At 34.8% G+C, this 25,510-nt stretch carries 29 protein-coding genes; 1 reads left to right on the top strand and 28 read right to left on the bottom strand.

The features are described 5' to 3' along the window. Positions 1–37: 37 nt before the first annotated feature. The 21 genes from ypfJ to dnaX all read right to left on the bottom strand — a co-directional run bounded on the left by ypfJ (position 38) and on the right by dnaX (position 17,772). Entirely contained in the window at positions 38–1,012 is a 975-nt protein-coding gene (ypfJ, locus tag B5D12_RS03130) for a KPN_02809 family neutral zinc metallopeptidase (RefSeq protein ID WP_078755456.1), read from the bottom strand. Between the two features lie 64 nt (positions 1,013–1,076). After that, a complete protein-coding gene (locus B5D12_RS03125; protein ID WP_078755455.1) occupies positions 1,077–1,565 on the bottom strand; it encodes a GNAT family N-acetyltransferase in 489 nt (162 codons plus the stop codon). 23 nt (positions 1,566–1,588) lie between these two features. Next, positions 1,589–2,647, bottom strand: coding sequence for an acyltransferase family protein (locus tag B5D12_RS03120; RefSeq protein ID WP_078755454.1), 1,059 nt, complete (start codon positions 2,645–2,647; stop codon positions 1,589–1,591). A gap of 266 nt (positions 2,648–2,913) precedes the next feature. Beyond that, positions 2,914–3,474, bottom strand: a complete 561-nt coding sequence (locus B5D12_RS03115; RefSeq protein ID WP_078755453.1) for a DNA-3-methyladenine glycosylase I — start codon at positions 3,472–3,474, stop codon at positions 2,914–2,916. After that, positions 3,461–3,643: a hypothetical protein gene (locus B5D12_RS03110; RefSeq protein ID WP_078755452.1), complete on the bottom strand. Its 183-nt coding sequence runs from the start codon at positions 3,641–3,643 to the stop codon at positions 3,461–3,463. Before B5D12_RS03110 ends, B5D12_RS03115 begins: the two co-directional genes overlap by 14 nt. 15 nt (positions 3,644–3,658) lie before the next feature. Next, a complete protein-coding gene (locus tag B5D12_RS03105) occupies positions 3,659–4,669 on the bottom strand; it encodes a YdcF family protein (protein WP_078755451.1) in 1,011 nt (336 codons plus the stop codon). Positions 4,670–4,681: 12 nt separating this feature from the next. After that, the gene (gene rsmI / locus B5D12_RS03100) at positions 4,682–5,569 is read right to left on the bottom strand and encodes a 16S rRNA (cytidine(1402)-2'-O)-methyltransferase (protein ID WP_078755450.1); all 888 of its coding nucleotides are present in this window, start codon (positions 5,567–5,569) and stop codon (positions 4,682–4,684) included. Next, positions 5,544–5,888 carry a GIY-YIG nuclease family protein gene (locus B5D12_RS03095; protein WP_078755449.1) on the bottom strand — a complete coding sequence of 115 codons (345 nt, stop codon included), beginning with the start codon at positions 5,886–5,888 and terminating at the stop codon, positions 5,544–5,546. Before B5D12_RS03095 ends, rsmI begins: the two co-directional genes overlap by 26 nt. Next, positions 5,878–6,618 carry a tRNA1(Val) (adenine(37)-N6)-methyltransferase gene (locus B5D12_RS03090; protein ID WP_078755448.1) on the bottom strand — a complete coding sequence of 247 codons (741 nt, stop codon included), beginning with the start codon at positions 6,616–6,618 and terminating at the stop codon, positions 5,878–5,880. The genes B5D12_RS03095 and B5D12_RS03090 overlap by 11 nt, the downstream gene beginning before the upstream one ends. A 5-nt stretch (positions 6,619–6,623) precedes the next feature. Then, entirely contained in the window at positions 6,624–6,977 is a 354-nt protein-coding gene (locus B5D12_RS03085) for an initiation control protein YabA (RefSeq protein ID WP_159443846.1), read from the bottom strand. 14 nt (positions 6,978–6,991) lie between these two features. Further along, positions 6,992–7,939, bottom strand: a complete 948-nt coding sequence (locus tag B5D12_RS03080; protein ID WP_159443845.1) for a hypothetical protein — start codon at positions 7,937–7,939, stop codon at positions 6,992–6,994. 5 nt (positions 7,940–7,944) lie between these two features. After that, complete coding sequence (locus B5D12_RS03075; RefSeq protein WP_078755547.1) at positions 7,945–8,274, bottom strand: cyclic-di-AMP receptor; 330 nt, start codon at positions 8,272–8,274, stop codon at positions 7,945–7,947. Positions 8,275–8,290: 16 nt separating this feature from the next. Further along, positions 8,291–8,932: a dTMP kinase gene (gene tmk / locus B5D12_RS03070; protein ID WP_078755445.1), complete on the bottom strand. Its 642-nt coding sequence runs from the start codon at positions 8,930–8,932 to the stop codon at positions 8,291–8,293. Positions 8,933–8,943: 11 nt separating this feature from the next. After that, a complete protein-coding gene (recR, locus tag B5D12_RS03065; RefSeq protein ID WP_078755444.1) occupies positions 8,944–9,540 on the bottom strand; it encodes a recombination mediator RecR in 597 nt (198 codons plus the stop codon). Positions 9,541–9,554: 14 nt separating this feature from the next. Then, entirely contained in the window at positions 9,555–9,869 is a 315-nt protein-coding gene (locus tag B5D12_RS03060; RefSeq protein ID WP_376713552.1) for a YbaB/EbfC family nucleoid-associated protein, read from the bottom strand. 179 nt (positions 9,870–10,048) lie between these two features. Then, the gene (locus B5D12_RS03055; protein WP_078755442.1) at positions 10,049–10,987 is read right to left on the bottom strand and encodes a 3-oxoacyl-[acyl-carrier-protein] synthase III C-terminal domain-containing protein; all 939 of its coding nucleotides are present in this window, start codon (positions 10,985–10,987) and stop codon (positions 10,049–10,051) included. Further along, positions 10,968–12,272 carry a F390 synthetase-related protein gene (locus B5D12_RS03050; RefSeq protein ID WP_078755441.1) on the bottom strand — a complete coding sequence of 435 codons (1,305 nt, stop codon included), beginning with the start codon at positions 12,270–12,272 and terminating at the stop codon, positions 10,968–10,970. The genes B5D12_RS03055 and B5D12_RS03050 overlap by 20 nt, the downstream gene beginning before the upstream one ends. Before the next feature lie 9 nt (positions 12,273–12,281). Beyond that, a complete protein-coding gene (locus B5D12_RS03045; protein ID WP_078755440.1) occupies positions 12,282–13,076 on the bottom strand; it encodes an MBL fold metallo-hydrolase in 795 nt (264 codons plus the stop codon). Beyond that, positions 13,042–14,001 (bottom strand): NAD-dependent epimerase/dehydratase family protein, encoded by a 960-nt coding sequence (locus B5D12_RS03040; RefSeq protein WP_078755439.1) that lies wholly within the window; start codon positions 13,999–14,001, stop codon positions 13,042–13,044. The genes B5D12_RS03045 and B5D12_RS03040 overlap by 35 nt, the downstream gene beginning before the upstream one ends. Continuing rightward, positions 13,998–15,257 carry a glycosyltransferase gene (locus tag B5D12_RS03035; RefSeq protein WP_078755438.1) on the bottom strand — a complete coding sequence of 420 codons (1,260 nt, stop codon included), beginning with the start codon at positions 15,255–15,257 and terminating at the stop codon, positions 13,998–14,000. Before B5D12_RS03035 ends, B5D12_RS03040 begins: the two co-directional genes overlap by 4 nt. A gap of 499 nt (positions 15,258–15,756) precedes the next feature. Further along, on the bottom strand, positions 15,757–17,772 hold the full coding sequence (gene dnaX / locus B5D12_RS03030; RefSeq protein WP_078755437.1) for a DNA polymerase III subunit gamma/tau: 2,016 nt from the start codon (positions 17,770–17,772) through the stop codon (positions 15,757–15,759). A 114-nt stretch (positions 17,773–17,886) separates the two neighbouring features. Between dnaX and B5D12_RS03025 the strand changes: the two genes are divergently transcribed. Further along, positions 17,887–18,441 (top strand): hypothetical protein, encoded by a 555-nt coding sequence (locus B5D12_RS03025; protein WP_078755436.1) that lies wholly within the window; start codon positions 17,887–17,889, stop codon positions 18,439–18,441. 123 nt (positions 18,442–18,564) lie between these two features. Here the strand turns inward: B5D12_RS03025 and B5D12_RS03020 are convergent, their stop codons facing one another. The 7 genes from B5D12_RS03020 to B5D12_RS02990 form a co-directional block, all read right to left on the bottom strand. Then, positions 18,565–19,572, bottom strand: a complete 1,008-nt coding sequence (locus tag B5D12_RS03020) for a sugar kinase (protein WP_159443844.1) — start codon at positions 19,570–19,572, stop codon at positions 18,565–18,567. A gap of 199 nt (positions 19,573–19,771) precedes the next feature. Next, complete coding sequence (gene guaB, locus B5D12_RS03015) at positions 19,772–21,250, bottom strand: IMP dehydrogenase (protein WP_078755434.1); 1,479 nt, start codon at positions 21,248–21,250, stop codon at positions 19,772–19,774. A gap of 408 nt (positions 21,251–21,658) precedes the next feature. Then, positions 21,659–22,516: a DUF1129 domain-containing protein gene (locus B5D12_RS03010; RefSeq protein ID WP_159443843.1), complete on the bottom strand. Its 858-nt coding sequence runs from the start codon at positions 22,514–22,516 to the stop codon at positions 21,659–21,661. A gap of 14 nt (positions 22,517–22,530) precedes the next feature. Continuing rightward, positions 22,531–23,631, bottom strand: coding sequence for a redox-regulated ATPase YchF (gene ychF / locus B5D12_RS03005; protein WP_078755432.1), 1,101 nt, complete (start codon positions 23,629–23,631; stop codon positions 22,531–22,533). 15 nt (positions 23,632–23,646) lie between these two features. Next, on the bottom strand, positions 23,647–23,856 hold the full coding sequence (locus tag B5D12_RS03000) for a DUF951 domain-containing protein (protein ID WP_078755431.1): 210 nt from the start codon (positions 23,854–23,856) through the stop codon (positions 23,647–23,649). A 9-nt stretch (positions 23,857–23,865) separates the two neighbouring features. Then, the gene (locus B5D12_RS02995; protein WP_078755430.1) at positions 23,866–24,750 is read right to left on the bottom strand and encodes a ParB/RepB/Spo0J family partition protein; all 885 of its coding nucleotides are present in this window, start codon (positions 24,748–24,750) and stop codon (positions 23,866–23,868) included. Continuing rightward, positions 24,743–25,504, bottom strand: a complete 762-nt coding sequence (locus tag B5D12_RS02990; protein ID WP_078755429.1) for a ParA family protein — start codon at positions 25,502–25,504, stop codon at positions 24,743–24,745. The genes B5D12_RS02995 and B5D12_RS02990 overlap by 8 nt, the downstream gene beginning before the upstream one ends. Positions 25,505–25,510: the final 6 nt, after the last annotated feature.

Here is a 25,510-nt window from a genome sequence, read left to right as displayed (position 1 = left end):
CCGGTTATTAGCTGTTTTACACATAATAACGAAGTTATTAAATATCTGTATTAAAAGTATCTCCATGTTGGAAGTCAGCATATTCAAAACCTCTTAAAAACCAAGTTCTTCTTTGCTCTGAACTTCCATGTGTAAAGCTATCAGGCACTACGTATCCATAAGCTTCTTTTTGTAAAGTATCATCGCCAACACTATGAGCAGCTTGTAATGCTTCCTCAATATCGCCCATTTCTAGTAAACCTTCTTGTTTTACATAATCTGCCCATGCTCCCGCATAATAGTCTGCTTGTAATTCCAAACGCACTGTTAAATCATTAGCTTGTTTGGTAGACATTCTTTGACGAACACTATTATAATCATCCATCGTACCCACAAGTTTTTGAACATGGTGTCCTACTTCATGCGCGATGACATAAGCCATTGCAAAGTCACCGGGTGCATTGTACTTAGTGGTTAAATCCCGATAGAACTGTAAGTCAATATATACCGTTTCATCAGCTGGACAATAGAAGGGACCTGCTTGAGTACTACCTACACCACAACCACCAGTAGAAATGCTGTCTGTATAAATAACCAGACTAGGCTCACGATAAGTTTTACCCATTGAGTCAAACATACTATGCCAGTAATCTTCCGTCGTTGCTAGAACCGCTTGGAAAAATTGTACTTCGTCATCTGAAGCATTTAATGTCTGGCTATCCGTATTGGTACTATTGATTGAGTTATCAACACTCACTTCTTCTGAAGGTATGATATCACGATTATAAATCGTACTATTATTTAGATTTCCCAATCCACCTGACCCTAAAAACGTAAGGAATAAAAACAAGGCTAACAATATGAGTTTCATCTTTCCTGAAGTACGAGACAATAATAACCATATTAGGCCGCCACCTAATCCCCCGCCAGAAGAACGTCCTCTACTACCTGAGGTGCCTGGAAAAGAACTTCCTCTAGATTGATTACGGCGGTCCTGGACATTCTTACTCTTTCGAACATCTTCCCATTTCATATTAATTTCCTCAATTCTTTAAATATTCCTTTATCATCATTTTACCATATAAGCTAAGCGTATACTAACTTTTTAAGACTTTTTCATAGATAAAGTCATTCATTATATACCCTTCGCCAATATCTACGTATCGTTCACCCACTTTAGTAAAACCACGATGCTCATATACAGCAATAGCCAAATGATTCCCTTGATTAACATTCAAAAATAATGTTTTTCCTTTACCTAATGTTTCGTACCAATCAAAAACGGATGACATTAACCCCTTACCGCGAAAAGATTGACTTAAATACAATTTACTAATATAAATTTTTTCTCCTTGGTCTTGAAATGCGGTATAACCTACGGGCTGGTTATTATACTCTAAAAAATAATAATGCACATCGTCTTGAATTTCTTGCGTTATATTATCGATTGATTGGTAGTGTCGCATCATATACGCCACCTGTTCCTTCCCAATGATTGGAGTGAATACTTCCTTCCAAATTACCGAGAGTAGCTCAAATAATTGTTCTATTTCTTGTGGTGTCTTAACTTCTTTTATTTGTAACATAACCCTTTCAAGTCCTTCCTTTGTTAGATTTCTTCTTTCAAATAATCCATAAAATAATTCACCATCACTAACCCTTTATTCGTGATCACATTCATTAAAGGATGGAGTATTCTTTCGGTTACTATTGAAATCATCATCGTGATAACAAAAACTAATATAGCTGAAAGTATTCCCCCACCTATCATTTGGAAAAAACCATTAAAACGTTGATTGTCAACGACGCCCCAAATAATTGGTCGCATTATCGGATGTTCGTGAATTAAATAGACGGTAAAGGTTAATCCACTTAAATAATTAACAACAGGCGAAATAAAAACTTTACTTTCCTTGGCAAATAAAAATAAACTGAAGCTTAAAATAACAGTGAGCAAGCCATTTTGTCGCAATTGTATGAGCACATCATTTAGCTTTTCCGGAATAAAGTGACTCACTAAGTGAAACCAAATAATTGATAAAATTGTTATTGCGAGTGTTGTTATCCCGACCATCCCCCAAGGTATTTGCGATAATTTATCATCTGTATATAATTTTATATAACTTACAGCTAAATATAAAAACGCAAACCAAGTAAAATTATTTAAACCGAAAGTCGCTAAATTTAAACTCGGTAACACTATCCACAACATAAAAAGTGTCGATAGAATGAATTCTAACCCGTTTTTCCCGACTAAACTGATGAGTTTATTTAAAACAGGGATGAAAAGTAAAAGTAAAATATAGGTTGTAGCAAACCAATAGGCATCGGGAAAGGGAAAAATAGATAAATAAACATCTTTTTTATCTAAATGAAGAAAATAAGCCGCAATCGCTAGAATCCCAATGGAATATAGCCAAACCTGAACACCAATTCTGATTACTCGTTCAAATTTGAAGTTTTTACCGACTAAAAAATAAGCACCAATCATCACAAAAACATTTGAACCTAATTTCCCACCAATTCTTAAAATATCTAAAGCTGTTTGTTCAATCGTTGAATAATCAGGTGACTCATACGTCCCATGTACTGCGAAATGGCTACCAACAATTAAGAACATTGAAAATATTCTTAATAGTTCAAAATTTGATTGTCTTTTTTGACTCATGCTATGCCTCCTTAAATCCTGTCCATTATATCAAAACTTCATTCTGATTACCTTTTAAAAGCATTCTGTCCTCAATTATGTAAAAATTAATAATACTTTTATAAGAAATTTTCACTACTATGCGTGATAAAAAAGGTCATTGCTCACTTGAGATAATGACCTTGTCTTTATTTTATGGAAAGGATTGGAATTTTTGCCCAGCCCCCTTGTCTTTACGGAACGGATTGGACTTTTTTTCTAATTGCATGACTTTTGTATTTACATTTTTAACGAAAATGGCAATGGATATCATGATCATTCAGGATACCAATTGCCTGCAAATAAGAATAAACCGTCACACTGCCTAAGAACTTAAAGCCCCTTTTCTTCAAGTCTTTCGTCACTTCATCACTTAAGTCAGACTGAGCCAGCATAGGTTGACCTTGTTCTCGAACAAGGGTTTTGCCATTTGTAAAAGACCAAATGTAATGATCGAAACTACCAAATTCATTTTGAATTTTTATAAATGCTTGAGCATTATTAATAGCGGCTCTAATTTTTTGTTGATGACGTATAATACCTTCATTGCTCATTAAAGACTGAATTTTCGTTTCATTATAATGAGCGATTTTATGATAATCAAAGTAATCAAAGGCTTGGTCAAAATTATCTATTTTTGATAAAACGAGCTGCCATGATAAGCCGATATGAAAAAGTTCTAATACTAACCAGCGAAACAATTGTTGATCATTGTGCTCTGGCTTTCCCCAAACCTCATCATGATATTGAACATAATAATCGGGCTTTCCTTCAATCCAATGACACCTTGAAAGATTATTTGTTGTCATGCTCATTATGGTTCATTTCTGCTAAAGCTTCCTCATCGAATGAAAACTGATTCGCCAAATCATCCTGTTCTGCTATTTCTTCCTCTTCAAAGCTAATCCCTAAGTTATGAATAGCTTCTTCTAGTTCACGCTTACGTTTCATTAATGTATCTTCATCTTTTAATGCCATTTTATCACTCTACTTTCACATAAAAATTTTGTAAAACTCCGTCACGATAATATAAATAATATAAAATACACTGACTTCCTTTGTTAATAATAAGATTGCCAAAAATTCTCTTACCACTGCATAAGGCCATGATATTATGGCGGTTTTTGACCCTATATACTGGGCAGGTACTTGGTATTTTCTGGCGAAAAACGAAGTGCGAGGTAAATGATAAGTGCTCGTCACAATGACAAGTGATCGGTCCTTACCCAAATGTCGGATTAACGGCTTGGTAAATTGAATATTTTCAGTTGTATTACGAGCTGATTTTTCTAAAATAATTTGAGACTTGTTGATGCCTTGTTTCATTAAATAATGGGCCATCACTTCCGCTTCAGTCATCCCATTAGCTGCTGCATTGCCACCTGACACCAAAAAATAAGTTTCATTTTGTATTACTGAAGATAAAGAGCGATAAAAAGTAATCGCTGAATTTAAACGATGTTTTAAATCAGACTTTACTTGCCCTTCATCATTAATATCCGTCCCTAATACAAAAATTAAATAGGGCTGCTTCTTTTTATAACTGACTTTTATTAGCCAACTAATCAATAAATAACTAATAAAAAAAGCTGTAAAATAAATCGCAATGGAACTATATAGACTAATAATAATTGTTAATTGAACATCACGGATATTAACAAGATTATACAAGCTATAGACAAAAAATGTCAAAATGACACTCGCTAAAATAGTACTAAGTGCACGTCCAAAATAGGATATCGATTGTTTCGTTTCCCGTAGTAAAATTAAAATGCCTAATGCTAATAAGATAAAGGGAACGATTGCTAACAAAACTGCACTTACCAAATATAGAAAGTACCTTAGTATAAAAATAGGCAACCAATTACTCATTTGAAATAATGCCATAATCAAACTTGTCAAACTAAAAATAGCACAAAAAGCAGGTGAAATCGATGATTTTTGATGAGAAAGTGCATATATTCCAATAACTAAAAAAATAAATGCATTAATCCAGTATAACACTTCCTCCCTCCTCTAATGATTGACATCTGTAGGATTATGATACGCTTGGTAGACCAATTGTTTTCTTACCCCATTTAATTTCGCAACCTCTTTAATAGCTTCCTTTGATGAAACCCCATATTCCGCTATCCATTGGTCCACTTGTTCTTTTAAAGGCAATTCAAGATCAATGACAGCAGAATCAACCACTGTAACGCCTCGTCCACCTTCAACTAATAAAACAAATTCTCCCTTTATTTCATTATGTTCTAAAAATTCCAGTATCTCAGACAACTTTCCTCGTAAATATTCTTCATATTGCTTTGATATTTCACGCGCTAACACAATTTGAGTGTCTGCTGATAAATATTCAGCTATTCTTTTGACGGTTTTTTTTAAACGAAAGGGGGACTCATAAAAAATGGCTGTTTCGTTTCTTTGGCCAATAAGAATTGTTAAATCCTTTTGTTCCTTAGTTTCACGGGGAAAAAAACCATAATACGTAAATCTTTCCGCATTAAGTCCTGAAGCAACAAGAGCGGTAATCGCAGCATTCGCACCGGGTAGCGCTATGACCGAAATATTATGTTGAATAGCTGCTTGGACGAGCGGATGACCCGGGTCATTAATTAACGGCATCCCGGCATCCGAAACAAGCGCTAAGTTTTCGCCTTGAACTAATCGCTCAATCAATTGTATGACTTGATTTTGACTACTATGCTCATGAAAACTCATCATAGGTTGTTTAATTTCAAAATGATTTAACAGTTTAATTGTACGACGAGTATCTTCAGCTAAAATTAAGTCAACCTGCTTTAATGTATCGATGGCTCGAAAAGTCATATCTTCAAGATTACCAATAGGAGTCGGAACTAAATATAGTTTGCCGCTACCATCAAGATAGCTCTTTTGTTGATTCATCTTCTGCTTCCTCCTGACCGTTAACTAAAACAAAGGTGCCATTGCTATAATCTTGTACACCTGCTGCTTTTAAATACTGCTCTTTTTGCATGCGCGTTTGTTTTTTAAAATGATATTCTTGCGACATTGCTTTCTGTTTAGTTGACCATCGTTCTGCATAAATTAGTTTTACAGGTTGCCTTTTTTTAACGCGTGTATATTTTGCGCCCTTACCCGTTTGATGTGCTAAAAGTCTCTTGGACAAATCATTTGTATAGCCACCATATAGCGTATTATCTTGACAATATAAAACATAGAAAAAATGTGTTTCATTCTCCAAAATAAATAGCCTTCATTTCTGGAGTATATTCTCCGTTTTCTTGATGAACAATGAGGGGTGGCTCAATCCGAACGCCCCGTCGTCCGCCTCGATAAATTGCTTCAATCAACACAATGTTCGCTAACGCTCCGACTTTGGGATACGCAAACTTAATCCTTTTTACTGAAAAACCATGTTGTAACAAGCCCTCCATTAAATCATCCAAACGTTCGGGACGATGGACAATATATAAACGCCCTTTGTCTTTTAATAGTTTGCTCGCTTTAAATAACCATTGATCCATTGTGAGCGACACTTCATGTCTAGCTAGATGGTGACTGGTTAAACGATGGATTTCTTTGGAATTTTCTAATAAGAAATAGGGAGGATTGCAGGTAATAAAATCATAATCCGCATTCCCATGTGGAAATTCATTTAAATCGCCTTCGTGTATCGTAATCTGATTTTCAAGTTGATTGATTTCAATACTTCTACGAGCCATTTCGACTAATTCTGATTGCAATTCAATGCCCTCTAGTGGATTAGTTGTTTTAGCACTTAAAATAATCGGGATAATACCATTGCCTGAACAAAAATCAAGATATTTAAATTGTCGCTTTTGCGGCAGATTAACAAAATCTGCTAAAAGAACAGCATCTAAAGAAAAGGAAAAAAACCTTTTGCTTTGAATGATTTTTCTATTTTCTCTAAATAAATAGTCTATTCGTTCAAATTCTTTTAATTCAACCAATCATGTCACCCTTTTGTTAATCGCATTAATACATCTTGACAGAATAAACAATCTTCTGAAGACTGACGACGTTTTCCAAATAATTCATGACATACATGAATACCATCATCATAAAAACCTTGTAGACGGTCTTTACCACTAATATGCTGTTCCTCGATTGGGGTATCTTCCTCTTGAGTTGTTGATTCATTTACAAGCTTTTGTAACTGATCTTCAAGATTATGATTCAACATCCGCAATCGATTATTCTCTTCTTTCAACTCTAATACAACTTGTGTCAATTGAAGAATATTATTTTGATATTGTTGCTGTTGGTTTTGAACATTATTAATTAATTCTTGTATATCTTGATGTATCATCATCCTCCCCCTCTCTATTTAATCAGATTTAAAACAATTCGTTCTAATACTAATTGAGATGAAACATTCGCATTTAGATATTCTTTGGCTTCAATTAACTGTTGATTAATGGCCAACAAGTCTTGTGTTGAAATCGCATGTTTTTCAATAATTGCTTGTAACCAATTCAGTGAAACACTTTTTTTAGTTGAATTAGAAAAAGTGTGTAATAAGGATTGATGATTTAATAAGGTTAAATAGTCTAAACCTAAATCAATTTTTTGAGTGGTTAAAATAGACTTCATGCGTATAGGAATTAGCGCAAAGGCTAAAGGTGATTTCGTTAGCAGTAACTGATAAAACTCATTGAGCCCCTTAAACCATTCTTCTAATTCTACTGGATCAAACTCTCTTAACACCTGACTCGTCGTCCCTGGTAATAAAGACAAGATTTTTTGATAATTTTTGGCTATTTGTACATCTGAAAAATCATCTTGAAAGTAATTCGTAAAAATTATATTTTGTGCTCGTGAGCGAATAGTTGGCAATAATGAATCCACTTCAATCACATCTAAAATAATGTAAATTTCACTATTTGGTTCTTCCAATATAGTTAACAGCGCATTTGAAGCAGACGGATTCATTAAGTCAGCTTGATGGATGATTGCTATTTTAAAATCAAATTCAACCGGACTGCGATTAAGCCAATTACGCAACTCTCTGATTTGATCAACTTTAATATTTCTACCATCTGGTTCTAAATATAAAACATCCGATATCTGGTTATCTATTACTCTTTGACATTCATTACACTGACAACAAGGTTGCCCCACTTCTGAGAAGTTAGGGCAGACCATCGCTTGAATCAAAGATTCTATTACTGTATTTTTTGCCTGTAAATTATCTCCCGAAAAAATATAGGCATGGCTTAAATGCTGCGACGATATTTGACGAAAGAAATAGTGGCTAAGTTGCTCCTCCACCTTCATTAGAAACGATGGAACGCATCAATCGGTAATACAAATACCGTTGCGCCTCCTACTTTCACTTTTACTGGATAAGATGCTGTCACATCTAAACTTACATCCAAGTTGACTGGTGAAGAAATAAATTGCTCACGCGATTGACAACTATTTTTGATAATATCTAATACATCATCCACACGATCTTCTTCAATCCCTACCATGAAGGTAGTATTTCCAGAACGTAGAAATCCACCGGTTGAACTTAATTTAGTTGCCCGAATATCCGCTTCATAAAAAGCATCACTTAAAATATTCTTATCTTGATCTTGAACGACCGCAATCACTAATTTCATCATATTAACTTCCCCCTTATTGTTTTTCGACTAATAACTTTTCAATTTTTTCTAAACTATTTTTGACAACCGCCTCTATTGTTTGAGTTCCGTCAATAACTTGAATTCGTTTGTGCTCTTTTGCTATTGTGAGAAAAGCATTACGAACTTTATGATGAAAATCGACAGCTTCTCGGTCTAAACGGTCAAATTTCTCTTCTTTACGACCTTGGTGTATGCGCTCTAATCCAACTTCTGCTGGAACATCAATTAATAAAGTCAAATCTGGTAAGTGGCCTTCGATAGCAAATTGATTAATTTCCCAAATAGAGGCCATTGCAATATCTCTGGCTAAACCCTGGTACGCTAAGGAGCTATCAATGAAACGATCACAGATGACAATTTTATCTGCTTCAAGTGCTGGTAATACAATTTCTACTAAATGTTGTCTTCTAGCTGCAGCAAATAATAATGCTTCCGTACGTTTATCCATCTCTATATTGTTAACATCAAGAATGACATTCCGAATTTGTTCAGCTATATTACTGCCACCTGGTTCTCGTGTCACCACAATATCCTGATGACCTTTTGCTTCTAGTTCGCGAACCAAATGTTGAATAACTGTTGTTTTTCCCGCACCTTCAGGTCCTTCTAATGTAATAAAATATCCTTTTCTCAATGATACTCTCCTTATAACTCTCGACGACCCTCAATAGCCCTAAACAAAGTCATTTCATCAGCGTATTCAATGTCACTACCTACTGATAACCCATGAGCTAATCGTGTCACTTTAATTCCTGCTGGTTTTAATAATCGTGATAAATACATAGCCGTTGCTTCACCTTCTGCTGTAGCATTGGTTGCCACAATCACTTCTTGAACTGTATCATCTTGCAATCTTTGAATCAACTGAGTGATATTTAAATCATCGGGCCCAATCCCATCCATCGGTGACAAGACGCCATGTAAGACATGATAAACCCCACGATATTCTTGCATTCTTTCTAATGACATAATCGCTCTTGTATCTTCAACTACCAAAATCACCGAACGATCCCGTGTTTCATCCTGACAAATCGGACATGGATCCGAATCTGTAATATTGCCACAAATACTACAATACATTAAATCACGTTTAACACTGATTAAATTTTGGGCAAACTCCGTTACTTCTCGCTCATCCATTTCAATTACATAGAATGCTAACCGTGCTGCTGTCTTCGCACCAATTCCTGGTAATTTAGTAAAACTATTAATTAATTTAGCAATAGGTGCTGGGTATTGCATTGATGACATCCTCTCTAGAACGGTAAGTTCATTCCTTTAGTATATTTACCTAAACGTGCTTCTGTCGTTTCATCAATTTCATTCATTAATTCGTTCAGTGTCACAATCAATAAATCTTGTAACATTTCTGGATCGTCTGGATCGATTAAGTCGGATGAAATTGCTAAATCCGTTACTTCTTTTTTGCCATTCATTTTAATAGTTAATAAACTATTGGCATCACTTTTTTCAAAAATAGTTTCTTCAATGTTTTTTTGTTCTTTAGTCATCTCTTTTTGCATTTTTTGGATTTTCTGCATCATTCCTTGCATATTTCCCATATTGCCCATTCCTCTTGCCATTATTCGGCCTCCTTTACTTATTAATATTATATCAAATTATTGATTATATATTGCTTTAAAACACTTATTTTAATCCAATAACGATAATATTAGTCTTCTTAAAAATTATATCATAGTCTATGACTTAATAAAATTACCTTCCGACTTAAATTACAAAGAGAACGATTTTATAATTGAATCAGCATGCAATTTATCGTTAAGCCTGCAGCCGTGCCGATAAGTAAGATTAAATCCCCTTCTTTTATTTCTCCTTGATCCATCGCTAAACCTAATGTATAAGGAACTGAGCCCGAAACCATATTGCCTAGCTCTTCAAAATAATTTATAAGTTGTCCTTTTTTTAATTTTAATTTTCTTTCAACGATGAACAGAGCACGAGAAGCTTGATGTGGAACGATTTTTGAGATATCTGACAATTGAATATTATTATGTTGCAACGTTTCCTTTAACATCTTAGGTAACTTATCTAACGTCAGCATTAGAACAGATTTTCCATCCATATCAAATAAAAAATCTTCTTTAGTGTCTTCAGAATAGAGTGAAGGTCCATAGGCCGTGAGCCCTCCTCTAATTTCAGTAGTATGAGCACCTTCAGACCATGTCTCTTGTTTAGAATATAAGATGCCTTTATTTTCTTTAGTGGTTTCGACAATAAAGGCTACTCCACTATCACTAAACAGGCGAAAACTTTCTTCTTGATTGGGATTAATAAAATGGGATACTAAGTCCCCGGACACAATTAATATTCTTTGGTATAGCTCCGTTACTAAAAAGGAACTCGCTACGTCTAGAGCAGTGATAAAAGAGGTACAAGTCGTATTCACATCCATACAAGGAATACCAGAATTAGGAGCAATTCTCTCTTGTAATAAGGCTGCCGTGCATGGAATCATTTGGACCATCCCCGCACTGGCAACAATAATCAAATCAATATCACTCATCTCAATGCCAGCCTTTTCAACCGCTTCCCGACTGACTTTTTCATACATATCTAATTGATACGAATTCTTGACACGATAAGGATGCCGCCATCTTGAACCATCCTTGAATTTTATTTCATCAGGTCCTTTAGTGTAAGCATAACTTCTAATCTTCATTCTTCTCATAAGTAATCTCTCCTCTATATTGGACTTGAGCTAATTTTTGTGATCTAATCCCTCTTTCAAAAGGATAAATCAAAACTTGTAAGGGTTGAACATTAAACTTTTCAAACAAGTTATTAAATTCTTGTTGAATCGCTTGATCGATAACCTTACATTCATTAGGTTGTTCATATTCAACTTCACAAATAATAACATTTTGATATTGAGTGACTCGATAACGACTAATCCCCTTAACAAACAACATTAACCTACGAATAAAATCAGCGTATATTTTAACTTTGTCTCCTTGTGAGTTAAATAACCAAAACGCATCATCTTCACGTCCTTCTATTTTTTCAATCACCGTCAACGGCGAGCCACATGAACAAGGTTCACCTATATGGAGGATGTCATTTAATCGATACCGAATCACTGGTTGAACTGTTCGATGTAAATCGGTAATGATTGGGATAAAGCGCTGTTTAACTAACCATTCTTTTTCAAAATAGACGATGTCTTCACATAAATGAAAACTACCATGGGGACAAGTATAGGCTAAAAAACCTTCTGTACATTGATAAACTTGACTAATAAAAGGCACTTTAAAAAATTGTGCTAACAATGCTTTTTGTTGTTCTTCTAATACTTCGGCTACGCTGATTACAAGATCTATTTTTTTGAAAGGTGATTTCCCAAAATAATGACGAATATCATATAAAACAGATGGTGGTGCAATAATAATATTAGGGTCTTGCTTTTTCAGATGCTTCATTAACAGTTTAAAATCTTTTTCTAAATCATAGTAATCTAATCTCAGACCCGGTTTGTTTAAAGAAGAATATAAATTATTATTGGCTCTCATAAAGAATGCAATATTATTGCCTAACCATTTCTTTTTAGGTAGTAATTTTGCTAGTGCATTAGCCGCCCACAAAGCTTCTTCTCCTTTAGATAAGGTGTATAGCCCACGATGCCCACTCGTTCCAGATGACAGTCCTACTGAGATTCCTTGATAACGCGATTCAAATTCACGGGTCTTTTCACCCTGTAAAGCCAACTTCATGGCTAGGTCCTTTTTTAGACCCCTAGTATTTATTTGATCAAAATGTGACATCCAGTGTTGTTTTTTCATAACTGGAAAATCAAGCAAAACACTCCCTTTATATGGTTGGTAATAAGGAGATTGTTGCGTCACTTGCTCGAGTTGTCGCTTTAATTTAGCTTGCTGCAATTGTTCTAATTGCTCACGTTTTAAATGTGACAACTGGTACCTAGTAAAAATGAATTCTTTAATATATTTCAATAACATCTTCTTCTCCTAAAACAAGCGTGATTCCGACTGATTATCATGCGTCAGCTCAATCTGATACCCCTTTTCTGACAACAGAGATAATTTTTGGTTTGTCTCTTGATATTGTTGCCAATTGTTCTGTACCATTCGTGCTGCAAATGTATATCTTTTCAATGCTTCTGATGACATCCAATCTTTGCGCCAATTAGCATCAATCGCTAAAATTAATTTTTTTTGCGGAAAGAATATTCCCATCATTTGGCGACTGTGACCACTCAAATCTAATGCAATCATCTCAGAATTTAAAGGAAAAGCATTAAAAGATACACCTTCGATCTCTAATTGCTTTGAATAATTAATGGTGGTAATATTGGAGGATATAGAACCTATCATCGCTTCTTTCATTGGTTTAATCCGTTGCCATCTTAATAATTGACGATAGGCTACCTCTGTCATGATCCAATGGGCATGGTGAAAACGATAAAGATGTCCAATATGATCTGGATGCACATGAGTTAAATAAACTGTCTTGATATCCGCAGGTGTTATGCCCAATTTATCGAAAGCACTGATAAGATCTAACTGATAAGGTTCGATCGTCATAATTTTGCGATAAATCGCCAAACCCCAGTGCCGTTTTAAAATCCCCTCACTATAACCACAATCCACCATCGACCATTGTTTTTGCGTTTTAATTAAAAAACAACTGGCTGGAAAAAATATGGGTGTGGGAGTTGCTTTGTAGCGAATAAGATTTTCTTTGACATAACAGCCACCAATATGCACTCTATAAATAGCGTCGATACCACTCACTGTACTCACCTATTCTCTCTTCTAATCTCACAATGGGTTGATAACCCAATTCTTTTTTTGCTTTTTCAATGGATAAAGTTTGCGAAAAAGCAATGGTTGATAATGTATATAATGTTAACGGCGGTTCTTTTGATTCAGGATATAACGCTTCTAACAATCTCGCTAATATCGACAAAAATTGATAAGGAAATTTACGGAATCTAGGTGTTAAATCAAATTGTTGGTAGAGCATCTCAATAAGGGCTTGAAAGGTTATCGGATTGCCATCCGTAATATTATAAATTCCGTTATCCACTTTTGATTCAAGCGCTAAAATACATGCATGAACCACGTTTTCAATACAACTCACATCCATTAAATTTTGACCACTATTAAACAACGGAATGCCTAGTTTTTTCTCAACTTTAATTAATCTCGGCACAACACTCGTATCTCCCACTCCAATCAATGCTCGCGGTCGAATGATGTTGAATGATAAATTCGATTTTTGCACGATCATATCAGCTTGTTTTTTCGTTTCAATATAATAATTTAAGGGTCTGATTGAGGTGATGTCGGTGGTTTCTTCTACAAAGGTTTGATCTTTTAACTGGGCATAAACACTAGGCGAAGAAATATGTACAAAGCGCTTCACTTGATGCTTTTGACTTTCTATCATTAAATTTTCAGTTGCTAAAACATTTGAATCATAAAATGATTGATACGTGCCCCATGCTGAACTTTTAGCAGCACAATGAATAACATATTTGATTTCATTTTGATTAAATAGAGATGCTACCTGTTGTTTATCACTTAAATCGATTGCTTGATACGGTATCATATCGTATTTCGGTTGCGTTCTTGAGATACCGAGGATGCTTGCTCCATTTTTTACTAGTGTTTTGGCTAGCTCTCCCCCTAAAAATCCGGAAACTCCTGTTATTAATATCATCATTTTGCTCCTCTTAGAATACCTTCCACTATGTTTAATAAATTCTGTTCTGTGTCATACTCCATTAATTTATTTTGAAGTTGATAAAGCCTTGTCCAATCATAAACATTTGCTTGTCGTATCGCTTGCGTCATCTCTTCTGCATCTTTTATGCGGATACTGGCACCAAAATAATCTAATCTAGCAGCAAAGTCAAACTGATCCCACACTTGAGGAAAGACAATACTAGGAATCCCCCATTTGATGCAGTCATAAGCAATCCCAATACCACCATGATGAATCACCAAATCAAATTGGCTAATATTTTCAGAATAGGATAAATAACCAAATCTAATTAAATTATCACCCATCCAAACAGGCTCATTTTCTGATAAATCTAAATTACCATCTGAAAGGACAAATAAGTATTCCGGAAACTGTTTAATGAGGGGAGCATATTGTTCCTTTAACTGATCGTTCATCCCTTCCAATATCGTGCCAAATGTAAAAAAGATGTATTTTTCAAACCCACTAGGCAATTTACGCTCGCCATTTTTCACACTCACTGAGGGAATACTCGGCCCAATATAATGAAGATACGCTGGTAAATGAGCATTAAATTCGATTTCTTTCATCCCTAGCCCCAGCACCAACTGATTTGAATAATAATTTTCACTGCCATCTGAGCGATAGACGCGCCAACCATGCTCTTTAAAAATACGCCTTCTGCCGTACCAACGTTTAATGTTTTTTAATATTAGCCAACCCATTCGATTACGTATTGTTACTAACCATCCTTTTTGTGGGTAAAGTCCTCCCAAAAAATAGGGAACATCTTGCCAAGGATTATTCGATTCGATAATTTGATGTGACGGTAAATCTGTTATAAATGGAATCTTTAATGATTCGCATGCATAACTAGCAAATAAAGTCGAAAAATCATGAATACACAATGCGGGTTGTTCTTTCTTTAATATCGTTAAAAATTCAATATAGGCTTCAATCAAGAAAGTATCCATAGCACTTAAAGTATTAAACATTCTTGATAGCGAATGTTTGATTCGCTTATCTTGGGCAATTTTGATAAGAGCATGGAACTCATCCTGAAAATCGTCTAATATCGTAACACATCTAAGTCCAAGGGATTCAATCAACTTTTGCTTTTCTTTCGTTGTGACCATTACTACTTCATAACCATCCCTTTGCAGTATTTGCGCCAATCCAATTTGTGGATTTAAGTGACCTGCTAAGGGAATACTAACAAAAAGTATTTTCGCCAAACGGATTCACCCTTTCTGTTTCTTTGTATAAAAAAAGAGTTAAGTAAATAATACCCAACTCTTAATCTAAACTAATTTTAGTCTTGATTTGTCATCTCAATATAACTAGTTCAATAAGTTTTTGACTTAAAATTGAGGTTTTTGCTTTTGAATCATTCATTATCTACTTAACATTCACTACAAATAACATTACTCAATATTCCTTATAAACTAATTTTAGCATATTATATTCATTGAATTCCAAGATTAACTCCGACCAACAAGTATCGAATATTTTTTAAGTTATTTAATTTAAAGAAAAAAATTACTTGAGTGAGATCCTAAACATTACACCTCATACTTAAATAGAGTAACCACAAATGACTCACACATCTAACCATAAAGGAATAAATTTGAATAAAGGTATATATGCAAAAATAACCAAGAATATCTCATTATTTTGAAATATGTCTCGGTTATTTTGGGACTTTTCCTAGTCTCTCTTTTAATATTATTCAGTTTATTTATCATAATAGATATTAATATTATCTTCGCCAAAAATTTGAATAGCCTGAGTGACTGAATGTGGTATTTGTGATTCCGCTTCATCTTTTGCTAAATCGTCTTCGTTCGTTTTTGTTTCTGATAGGCGTTTTTGTTTAAACGCATCTTGAATTGAAACGGCTGGTTCACCTAGTTCGGCTTCTCTTTGAGCTAATTCATCTTGGGTTAATGGTTGTGACTCCTCATCCATTTGGTCAAGGTAATGATCAACCCTCATCGGTTTCTCTTGTTCAGAACGCGACATAGTTACAGGGTCATTTTGTCCGACATTCTCTAGTGAAGATTGATTGTCAGAATCTGCTTGTAAATGTTCCACACTCTTTGATTTTATTTTGGATATGGGTTCTGAGTTCATTGAATGTTCTCTTAAGGGTTTACCACCGTTTTTTTCTCTTAAGATTTTATAATCATTGCGAACGGTTCGCCATTCACTTTCAATAATATAGACAAAAACCATTGATTCGCCTAATCGTTTCTCTGCCACATTAATTAGTTGCTGTTCTAAAGCTTGATCATGTTGTACTAAACCACAAAAAGCAATATTTGAAAAACTAATTAAGGCAACACCTGGACCTGCCGCCAGTGGTACGGTACCATTAAACTTCACTCTCTCTTGAGGAGCAATCATTGATAAAATCATCGGCCATTCCTGTTTTAATCGAGTAATATGTGCACGAGTTGCTTGGTCTAATACGTCATAAATTTTTTCTGTCATTTGCTGATATTCTTGTTGTGCTATTTGCGGACGTACTCTTGGTGCTTCAAAGCGATTTGGCTGTGGTGTTGGTAATGGCGTTTGTTTTAATTGTTGCTCTAACACATTTATTTTTTCTTCTAAGGCTATAATTTTATTGTTTAATTTTATAAACGCTTCAGAATGGGTGCCCTCATCACTCTTTATTTCAGCATTTTGAGCTAATTGAACTGTGATTACTTCTAAATATAAATCGGGTTGGTTGCTGAATCGCATTTGATTTTGTGCTTGATTCAACTGGTCAATCATTTTGAAATAAAAATTAACATCTACTTTTGCTAACAAATCCGTTAATTCTTCATTTGGCAATAGGGTATAATTTTGTTTGGTGTGAGCTGATAATAAAATATCTCGAGCAAATAAAATTAATTCCTCAATAAAACGACTTGCTTGCTTTCCTTTTTGACTCGCTTCTTGAACTATTTTTAGTGCATCATACCCTTCACCGACAAAAACATCTTCAATGTAGCGGACATACTCTTGATGACTGATGCTGCCAGATACTTGTAAGGCTGACTCGATTGTTAAATCTTCACGGTATGATAATGCTTGGTCTAATAAACTTAAACTATCCCGCATCCCACCATTCGCTGTTCTAGCAATAATTTCTAAAGCTTCAATTTCATAGTTAACCTGATTATGATTTAATATGTATTCCATTCGCGCGATTAAATCTTGATTATGAATGCGTTGAAAATCAAACCGTTGTGTTCTTGAAATAATGGTTGCCGGAATTTTATGTGGTTCTGTCGTAGCCAATATAAAAATAACATGACTTGGAGGTTCTTCTAATGTTTTTAATAAAGCATTAAACGCTCCTGTCGTTAGCATGTGCACCTCATCGATAATGTAGACCTTATACTTCGCAATCGTTGGCGCATATCGAACTTTATCACGAATATCACGGATTTCTTCTACACCATTATTACTTGCCGCATCTATTTCAATCACATCGGCCGCTTGACCTTGTGTAATAGCTTTACACACTTCACATTCATTACATGGATTCCCATTTTGAGGATTTAAACAGTTGACGGCCTTTGATAATATTTTTGCCGCACTCGTCTTACCGGTTCCTCTTGGTCCAGTAAACAGATAAGCATGACTCAATTGTTGATGATTTACTGCATTGGCCAGTGTTTCGGCTATCATTTTTTGTCCTACCAATTCATCAAATGATTGTGGGCGCCATACCCTATACAGGGCTTGATAACTCATCTATTTTCCTCCTCTTTGATTATTACACCTTCTCATTATATCGAAACAACCGTTTAATTTCTAGTTAATTAAAAAGGAATAAAGTATAATATAATCAAAAAAGGAGAGATTTAAATGACCTTATTCGAGAAAATTAAAGAAAAATATGCTCAACATCCTGAAATGCCCTATATTAGTCCAAATCGTGACTTAGCAACTTGGCTTAAAGAAGTCGAAACATCCAGTAATAAATTAGTACCCAAACGCAATATGATTCGGTTAGATGAAGGGTATTTACCAGGCCATATCATTATTCTTTGGCGTGTACAATTTGGCACCTACACCAATGAAACTGTTATCTCAAAATATTTTGAATATACATATGGGATAGATGCGAAAAAAGAAATGAATAACTTAATACATGATGGCTATGTGATTGAGTTAAGCGCAATGGATTCTCTTGATTTCCAAACAGCTGGTCAATTAAAAATCTATTTAAAGAATAAAGGCATTCACGGCTATAGTAAGATGACCAAAGCACAATTAATTGAAGCCATACACCAACACTATTCTGAAGAAGAATTAGGAGAATTATTTACGATTAGAAAATATAAATTAACTAATAAAGGAGAAAAATTACTAAATAAATACCCTGAAATCATTGATAAACACCCAAAGAAAAAGTTTTAATATAAAAAGTTTCGATTCTACTTTGAGGTTTCCCAGAAAAAATAAACTAGTAAATAATTTCATGCCTGTTCATGAAAAATCAAAGTAAATCGAAACTGTTATGTAAAAGTGCTTTAATATATTTTAACGAATAATATTGCCTCCACTAGTTTTCATAAACTGTTCAACTTGCTCAGTTGTAAACCAATTAGCATCTCCAAAAATAGTATGTTTTAGAACAGACGAAGCCATTGCAAATTCTACCACAGATTGAGGGTCTCTATGTTTTATTATACCATCAATAATTCCGGCAGCGTATGCATCACCTGCTCCTACTCGGTCTACTACGTATTGAATCTGGTGTTTTTTTGAATGGAAAACTTTTTTCGTCTCAGTATCATAATAAAAGCCTGTCAACTGGTAAGCATTAGGTGTCATTGAAATGCGATTTGTCCCAAAAATAGCTTCTACATTTGGATATTTTTGGGCTATTTGCTCCAAAAAGTTTTCTGAATTTGACTCATCTGCTATTTCAATATCCATAAAATGTTTCGCATCTAATTTATTCGCAGATAAAACATCTACATATGGTAACACTTTTACAAATGCCTGTTTTGCTTCTTCTTGACTCCATAAGCCACTACGATAATTCATATCAAATACAACTTTAATTCCTTTAGATTTAGCAAATTTTATTAATTCTAATAAATATTCATGCCAAAATTTACTTAGCCCCAGAGTGATGCCAGTCGTATGAAAAATATCGATTCCATCAAATAGACTCTCCAAATCCCATTCTCGTTCCTTCATATTAGCAATTTCAGAAAAAGCTCGATCATAAACAACAGTACTAGCTCTTAAATCTGAACCAACCTCAACATAATAACTTCCTAACCTACCACTACCTTTGGAAATAATATATTGAGTATCGACACCTACCGCATTTAATTCATAATAAATATTTTGAGCTAATTCATTAGCGGGTACTTTGGTAGCATATCTGACCTTATTTCCTAACATTGCTAAATTGTGAGCAACATTCGCCTCTGCTCCACCAAAAACAACTCGTAATTCTGATAAGTGTCGCAGGCGTTCATTGGGGGTTGTGGAAAGTCTTAGTAAAGATTCGCCCAGAGTTAACACTTTGACCATTAATTCATCACTCCTCATCATCTTTTTAATTCCATTCATTTCCTTTTTGGAAATTTATCTTTTTATAAAAAATATATGAATTAAGTATACTCAATTGTAAACGCTCTTTCAAGATAATGTATAGAAAAAGAGTGGATTGAGAGATAAAACAAATTTTACCCTTTTTCCACTCTTAATAAAATATGATTAAGATTTACTTCTATTGTGTTGAGTAATTTGGTGCTTCTTTTGTGATGCTCACATCATGAGGATGAGATTCAATTAACCCAGCACCACTCATACGAATAAATTGAGCTTCTTCACGTAATTCACGTAAATTAGCTGAACCAGTATATCCCATTCCGGAACGTAAGCCACCTATCATTTGGAAGACAATATCGGCTACGCTACCTTTATAAGCAACTCGCCCTTCAATTCCTTCTGGAACTAATTTGTTTGCCTCGTTTGTCGATTGGAAATAACGATCACTTGAACCTTTTTCCATAGCAGCTAAGCTACCCATACCACGATACGTTTTAAAACGACGACCTTGATAAATTTCAAATTCTCCTGGAGATTCATCAGTACCTGCTAACATACTACCTAACATGACAGCATGACCACCTGCTGCAATTGCTTTTACGATGTCACCCGAATATTTAATGCCACCATCAGCAATTATCGCTTTATTGTATTCTTTAGCTGCTGACGCACATTCATAAATAGCAGTTAATTGAGGAACGCCAACACCTGCTACGACACGTGTGGTACAAATCGAACCTGGTCCAATTCCCACTTTAACAATGTCAACACCTACTTCAAATAATTCTCTGGTTGCTTCAGCGGTTGCGACATTGCCGGCAATAATCGTAACATCTGGAAAGGCTTGACGAATTTCTTTAATCTTACGAATTACCCCTGCACTATGACCATGAGCTGTATCAATAACTAATGCATCGACTTGTTGTTTAATAAGGGCTTCTGCTCTTTCAAAGGTATCACTTGTAATTCCTACAGCAGCCGCTACTAATAATCGTCCATGTTGATCTTTCGCAGCGTTCGGAAATTCAATTACTTTTTCAATATCTTTAATAGTAATCAGTCCAGATAATTTCCCATGATCATCTACTAATGGTAGTTTTTCAATACGATGTTCATATAATATTTTCTCTGCTGATTCTAAAGATGTTCCAATTGGTGCGGTCACTAAATTATCTTTCGTCATATAATCTCCAATTGGTAAATCATAATCTTCAATAAACTTCATATCACGATTGGTAATAATACCCACTAACAATTTATCTTCCATCGATTTGACAATTGGAACCCCACTGATGCGATATTGTGACATTAAATTTTCTGCTTCCGCTAGTGAATGACTGGGTGTTAAGTAAAATGGATCTAAAATAACGCCATTTTCCGAACGTTTAACTTTACGTACTTCATGTGCTTGATCGCTAATGGACATGTTTTTATGGATAACACCTAAACCACCCTGACGTGCCATCGCAATTGCCATTTTTGAGTCGGTCACAGTATCCATACTTGCACTAATAATCGGAATATTTAGCTTTAAATTAGGAGCTAGCTCCACCTTTAAATCGACATCATTTGGTAATACTTCGCTCTTTGCTGGTACTAATAAGACATCATCAAATGTATAACCTTCTCTAGTAAATTTTGTTTCCCAATTGGACATTTTATACCTCCTCGAGTTTATTGTATTATAGACTATCACTCACGGATAATTTTTTCAAGACTTTTTTATCAAATAAACGAATTTTAATTTAATTTTAATGATTATCTTTCGATTTTGCAAAAACCATTTTCCATTCTATATTGAACATAATCTATAAATTTTTCTTAGCAAATACTTTCATGAGTGGGCAACAAGTTGAAAATTAAATAATTTTCGTTTGTCCACCCCAACATAGTCGAGAGTGATCAGGAAGTAAAAAGGATTCATCGCATGTTTGGATGTCCTTTTCATTCAAGCAAATTTATAGGAAACATCCATATTTTATACTTCTCACCCTCTTCATTTAAATAACAAGATGAGACCAAGCATAAACTTCTGTTTCTGCTTAGTCTCATCATTCATGCGTCTTTAGAATACGCCACCTTTAATATTCAATACTTTTTTAATGTAAAATCGCGCTATCATAGTAACGGCACCTATTGTTAATAAGGCAACAGGCGGTAAAATAGGATTAATGATACTTGGCGCAAAAGCTGTTACTAAACTGACTGCAGCCACCCAACTAATCATTGCTAAAGTTGACATTCCAAAATATTTAAAATATCCTTTTTCTCCCTTAGGTGCATCAGGTTTTGGTAAATTTCTTGCAATTAATAACATTGCAAACCCAGCTACAATATAATTCACAATTAAAGTTAATAAGCCAATCCCAGTAATACTTGGAGTTTTAGAAGTCATCAATGATAAACCGGTCATTAAGGTATAAATCGATCCTAATAATAAGGCTCCGTCAAGTCCAATTTTCCAAGGTTCAGATGGTGTATTGTCATCAACTTTTTCAGTTGGAAAATGTTGTTGTTTAATAATTTCAACACATTCGGTTGGCGTTCCATACAAATGTTTCGCAGTTTGTCCGGTTTTTTGACCTTGAATTAAAGTATCCGCAATTTCATTAATAACCGCTTTAAAAGTAGTTCCCTCTTTATCGATACTGGCCAATTGTTTTTCAACAGATAATAAATATTGTTGATTTTTCTTAGTCATTTGATTAAATGTAGCTAAGTTTATCCCCTGAATAATTGACGATTGATTTTCGTCGGTATCAGCTGATTGTTCTTTATAATCTGATGATAACTCACCATTTTGTTGAACTTCTTCCATTACTCCTGTTGGCTCTAACACTGCCTGGGAGGTGTCTTCAGTGATTGCTTCTGTTACATTTTCTTTCATTTCAGATTCTGACTTTTGATTTAATTTTTCTGTCATCGATTCTTCCTCCATTATACGTTAAAGCGGAAAAGCATAATATCGCCATCTTGGACGACATATTCTTTACCTTCCGAACGATATTTACCTGCTTCACGTGCTTTTGCGACACTTTGATATGACATTAAATCATCGTAAGATAATGTTTCTGCACGGATAAAACCACGTTCAAAATCAGAATGAATAATGCCTGCTGCTTGTGGGGCTTTCATTCCTACTTTAAAAGTCCAAGCTCTTACTTCTTGCTCACCTGCTGTAAAATAGGTTGCTAATCCTAATAAACTATAGGCTTTTTTAATTAGACGATCTAAACCAGATTCCGTCATACCATAATCTTCTAAGAAAATTTGTTTTTCTTCATCATCTAGCTCCGCAATTTCTTCTTCTAATCGCGCACAAACGGGTACAACTTCAGCGCCTTGAGTTTTAGCTAATGCCACTACTTGTGCTAAATATGGATTACCAGTAGGATCAGCTACTTCATCTTCACCAATATTTGCGACATATAACATTTTTTTACGTGTTAATAAAAAGAGGTTACGGACATATGGTAATTGCTCATCATAAAATTCGACGGTATTAGCCAACTGATTGTTTTCTAATGCCTCTTTTAATTTTTCTAAAACTTCCATTTCAGCTACGGCATCTTTATCTTTAGTTTTAGCAATTTTAGCGACTCGAGCCATCCTCTTTTCAACAGTATCTAAGTCAGCAAAAATTAATTCTAAATTAATGGTTTCAATATCGGAAATCGGATCGACTTTTCCGGATACATGAGTAATATTGCCATCATCAAAACAACGAACTACTTGACAGATAGCATCCACTTGTCGGATATGACTTAAAAATTTATTGCCTAAGCCTTCTCCCTTACTTGCTCCTTTAACAATCCCAGCAATATCTGTAAATTCAAATGTTGTAGGAACAGTTTTCTTAGGCCGTACTAACTTAGTAATATCATTCAAACGATGATCGGGCACTTCTACCATACCCACATTAGGTTCAATAGTAGCAAAGGGATAATTTGCGGCTTCTACTCCCGCTTTTGTAATTGCATTAAATAAGGTTGATTTACCAACGTTTGGTAATCCAACGATTCCAGCTGTTAAAGCCATTCTTTCACTCTCTTTCTATTCACTCACTTGTTCTTCATGTTTTTGAAGAATTTTTTTCATTTTTTTCTCAAAATCGCGTCGTGTCATCGTCACAATATGTCCACAATGTTCACATTTTATACGGATATCCATGCCTATACGAATGATTTGCCAACGATTCGTTTGACAAGCATGTGGTTTGCGCATTTCAACGATGTCTAGTTTATCATATACTTTATTTTCCATTCAATGCTCCTATAAATGAATATTTAATAAATCTAAAATTCTGATCAAATCGGACTGAGATAAAAATTCAATTTCTATTTTACCACGGTCCCCCTTTTGATGCACAGTAGCTGAAGTCCCAAAATATTCTTGCATTCTTTCTTCTACTGCTAAAATGTGTGTTGGCTTACTTACTGGCTTATTTTTTTCGTCTTTTTTTTCTGGTTCATCTTTTTTCTCATTTAAACTTTGAACCAATTCTTCTAATTGTCTCACCGTTAACTGATCTTTTACTACTTTTTCTGCAATAGCCACCACTTTACTTTTATCCTTTAAAGCAAGTAATGTTCTGGCTTGTCCCATTGAAAGTGAATTATCATTTAACATTTTTTTTACTGTTTCTGGTAGTGCTAATAGACGTAAATAATTGGCTATATAAGGGCGACTTTTACCCATTCTTTCTGCCACTTCCGCTTGCGTTAATTTCAATTTTTCCATTAACACATTATATGCTTCTGCTTCTTCCATTGGACTGAGGTCTTCACGTTGTAAGTTTTCCAAAACAGCAATTTCAATCATTTGCTCTTCATCAATTTGACGAACAATGGCAGGTATAGTTTCTTTACCAGCTAATTGGCTAGCGCGGACTCTTCGTTCTCCTGCAATCAATTCATAGCCTTTAATAGTTGAACGACGTACTATAATCGGTTGAAAAACACCAGACTGTTTGATTGAATCTGCTAATTCCTGTAAAGCTTTCTCATCAAAATTTTTACGAGGTTGATAAGGATTGCTTCGAATATCAGAAACTTTTAATTCAACGACTACTTCATTATCATTAGGTGTTTCTTCAAAAGTTGAAAACAAGGCATCCATTCCACGGCCTAACCCGCCTTTTTTAGCTTTATTAGCCATTTGCTAAAACCTCCTTTGCTAATTCGGTATACATCTCTGCTCCTCTTGAACGTGGATCATAGTCAATAATTGATTGTCCATAAGAAGGTGCTTCTGATAAACGAATATTTCTTGAAATAATGGTATTATATACTTTTTCTTGGAAATATTTTTTGACTTCTTCAACCACTTCATATCCCAGATTGGTGCGCGCATCTAACATTGTCAGTAAAACACCTTCAATACGAAAATCAGGATTATAGCTACGTTGCACTAAACGAATCGTATTGAGTAATTGGCTTAAGCCTTCCAATGCATAATATTCAGCTTGAACAGGTATTAATATCGTATCACTTGCTGTAAAGGCATTAATCGATAATTGTCCAAGAGAAGGTGGGCAATCTACCAATATAAAATCATATTGATCACGAAGGGGTTCGACCGCATTTTTTAATCTTGATTCACGGTTGGGAACACTCGCGAGTTCTAATTCTGCTGCTGCTAATTGAATGGTTGAAGGTACAATATACAGTCCTGCTCTGGATGTTGGAAGAACACATGATTCCATTGGGATTTCATCGACTAATATCTCGTAAAGACTATTAATAACATCTGCTCGCTCTACTCCTAACCCACTGGTAGCATTTCCTTGGGAGTCTGAGTCAATAATCAAAACTTTTTTCCCTAATGCAGCTAAAGCTGCTCCTAAGTTTACGGTAGTAGTTGTCTTACCAACGCCACCTTTTTGATTACCCACTGCAATCATTTTTCCCATTATGTA

The organism is Globicatella sulfidifaciens DSM 15739, from assembly GCF_900167405.1.
Taxonomy (GTDB): domain Bacteria; phylum Bacillota; class Bacilli; order Lactobacillales; family Aerococcaceae; genus Globicatella; species Globicatella sulfidifaciens.
Note: the sequence above shows the minus strand (reverse complement) of the source record. Positions and strands in the feature narration are given on the sequence as shown.

Bases quoted from the DNA above. Each gene is read 5' to 3' on its own strand.
- B5D12_RS03040 (WP_078755439.1), bottom strand. From the start codon at position 14,001: ATGATGATATTAATAACAGGAGTTTCCGGATTTTTAGGGGGAGAGCTA.
- B5D12_RS03060 (WP_376713552.1), bottom strand. From the start codon at position 9,869: ATGGGCAATATGGGAAATATGCAAGGAATGATGCAGAAAATCCAAAAA.
- B5D12_RS03125 (WP_078755455.1), bottom strand. From the start codon at position 1,565: ATGTTACAAATAAAAGAAGTTAAGACACCACAAGAAATAGAACAATTA.
- dnaX (WP_078755437.1), bottom strand. From the start codon at position 17,772: ATGAGTTATCAAGCCCTGTATAGGGTATGGCGCCCACAATCATTTGAT.
- B5D12_RS03010 (WP_159443843.1), bottom strand. From the start codon at position 22,516: ATGACAGAAAAATTAAATCAAAAGTCAGAATCTGAAATGAAAGAAAAT.
- recR (WP_078755444.1), bottom strand. From the start codon at position 9,540: ATGCAATACCCAGCACCTATTGCTAAATTAATTAATAGTTTTACTAAA.
- B5D12_RS03085 (WP_159443846.1), bottom strand. From the start codon at position 6,977: ATGATACATCAAGATATACAAGAATTAATTAATAATGTTCAAAACCAA.
- ypfJ (WP_078755456.1), bottom strand. From the start codon at position 1,012: ATGAAATGGGAAGATGTTCGAAAGAGTAAGAATGTCCAGGACCGCCGT.
- guaB (WP_078755434.1), bottom strand. From the start codon at position 21,250: ATGTCCAATTGGGAAACAAAATTTACTAGAGAAGGTTATACATTTGAT.
- B5D12_RS03055 (WP_078755442.1), bottom strand. From the start codon at position 10,987: ATGAGAAGAATGAAGATTAGAAGTTATGCTTACACTAAAGGACCTGAT.
- rsmI (WP_078755450.1), bottom strand. From the start codon at position 5,569: ATGAATCAACAAAAGAGCTATCTTGATGGTAGCGGCAAACTATATTTA.
- B5D12_RS03050 (WP_078755441.1), bottom strand. From the start codon at position 12,272: ATGTTATTGAAATATATTAAAGAATTCATTTTTACTAGGTACCAGTTG.
- B5D12_RS03115 (WP_078755453.1), bottom strand. From the start codon at position 3,474: ATGACAACAAATAATCTTTCAAGGTGTCATTGGATTGAAGGAAAGCCC.
- B5D12_RS02990 (WP_078755429.1), bottom strand. From the start codon at position 25,504: ATGGGAAAAATGATTGCAGTGGGTAATCAAAAAGGTGGCGTTGGTAAG.
- B5D12_RS03025 (WP_078755436.1), top strand. From the start codon at position 17,887: ATGACCTTATTCGAGAAAATTAAAGAAAAATATGCTCAACATCCTGAA.
- ychF (WP_078755432.1), bottom strand. From the start codon at position 23,631: ATGGCTTTAACAGCTGGAATCGTTGGATTACCAAACGTTGGTAAATCA.
- B5D12_RS03120 (WP_078755454.1), bottom strand. From the start codon at position 2,647: ATGAGTCAAAAAAGACAATCAAATTTTGAACTATTAAGAATATTTTCA.
- B5D12_RS02995 (WP_078755430.1), bottom strand. From the start codon at position 24,750: ATGGCTAATAAAGCTAAAAAAGGCGGGTTAGGCCGTGGAATGGATGCC.
- B5D12_RS03075 (WP_078755547.1), bottom strand. From the start codon at position 8,274: ATGAAATTAGTGATTGCGGTCGTTCAAGATCAAGATAAGAATATTTTA.
- B5D12_RS03020 (WP_159443844.1), bottom strand. From the start codon at position 19,572: ATGGTCAAAGTGTTAACTCTGGGCGAATCTTTACTAAGACTTTCCACA.
- B5D12_RS03110 (WP_078755452.1), bottom strand. From the start codon at position 3,643: ATGGCATTAAAAGATGAAGATACATTAATGAAACGTAAGCGTGAACTA.
- B5D12_RS03000 (WP_078755431.1), bottom strand. From the start codon at position 23,856: ATGGAAAATAAAGTATATGATAAACTAGACATCGTTGAAATGCGCAAA.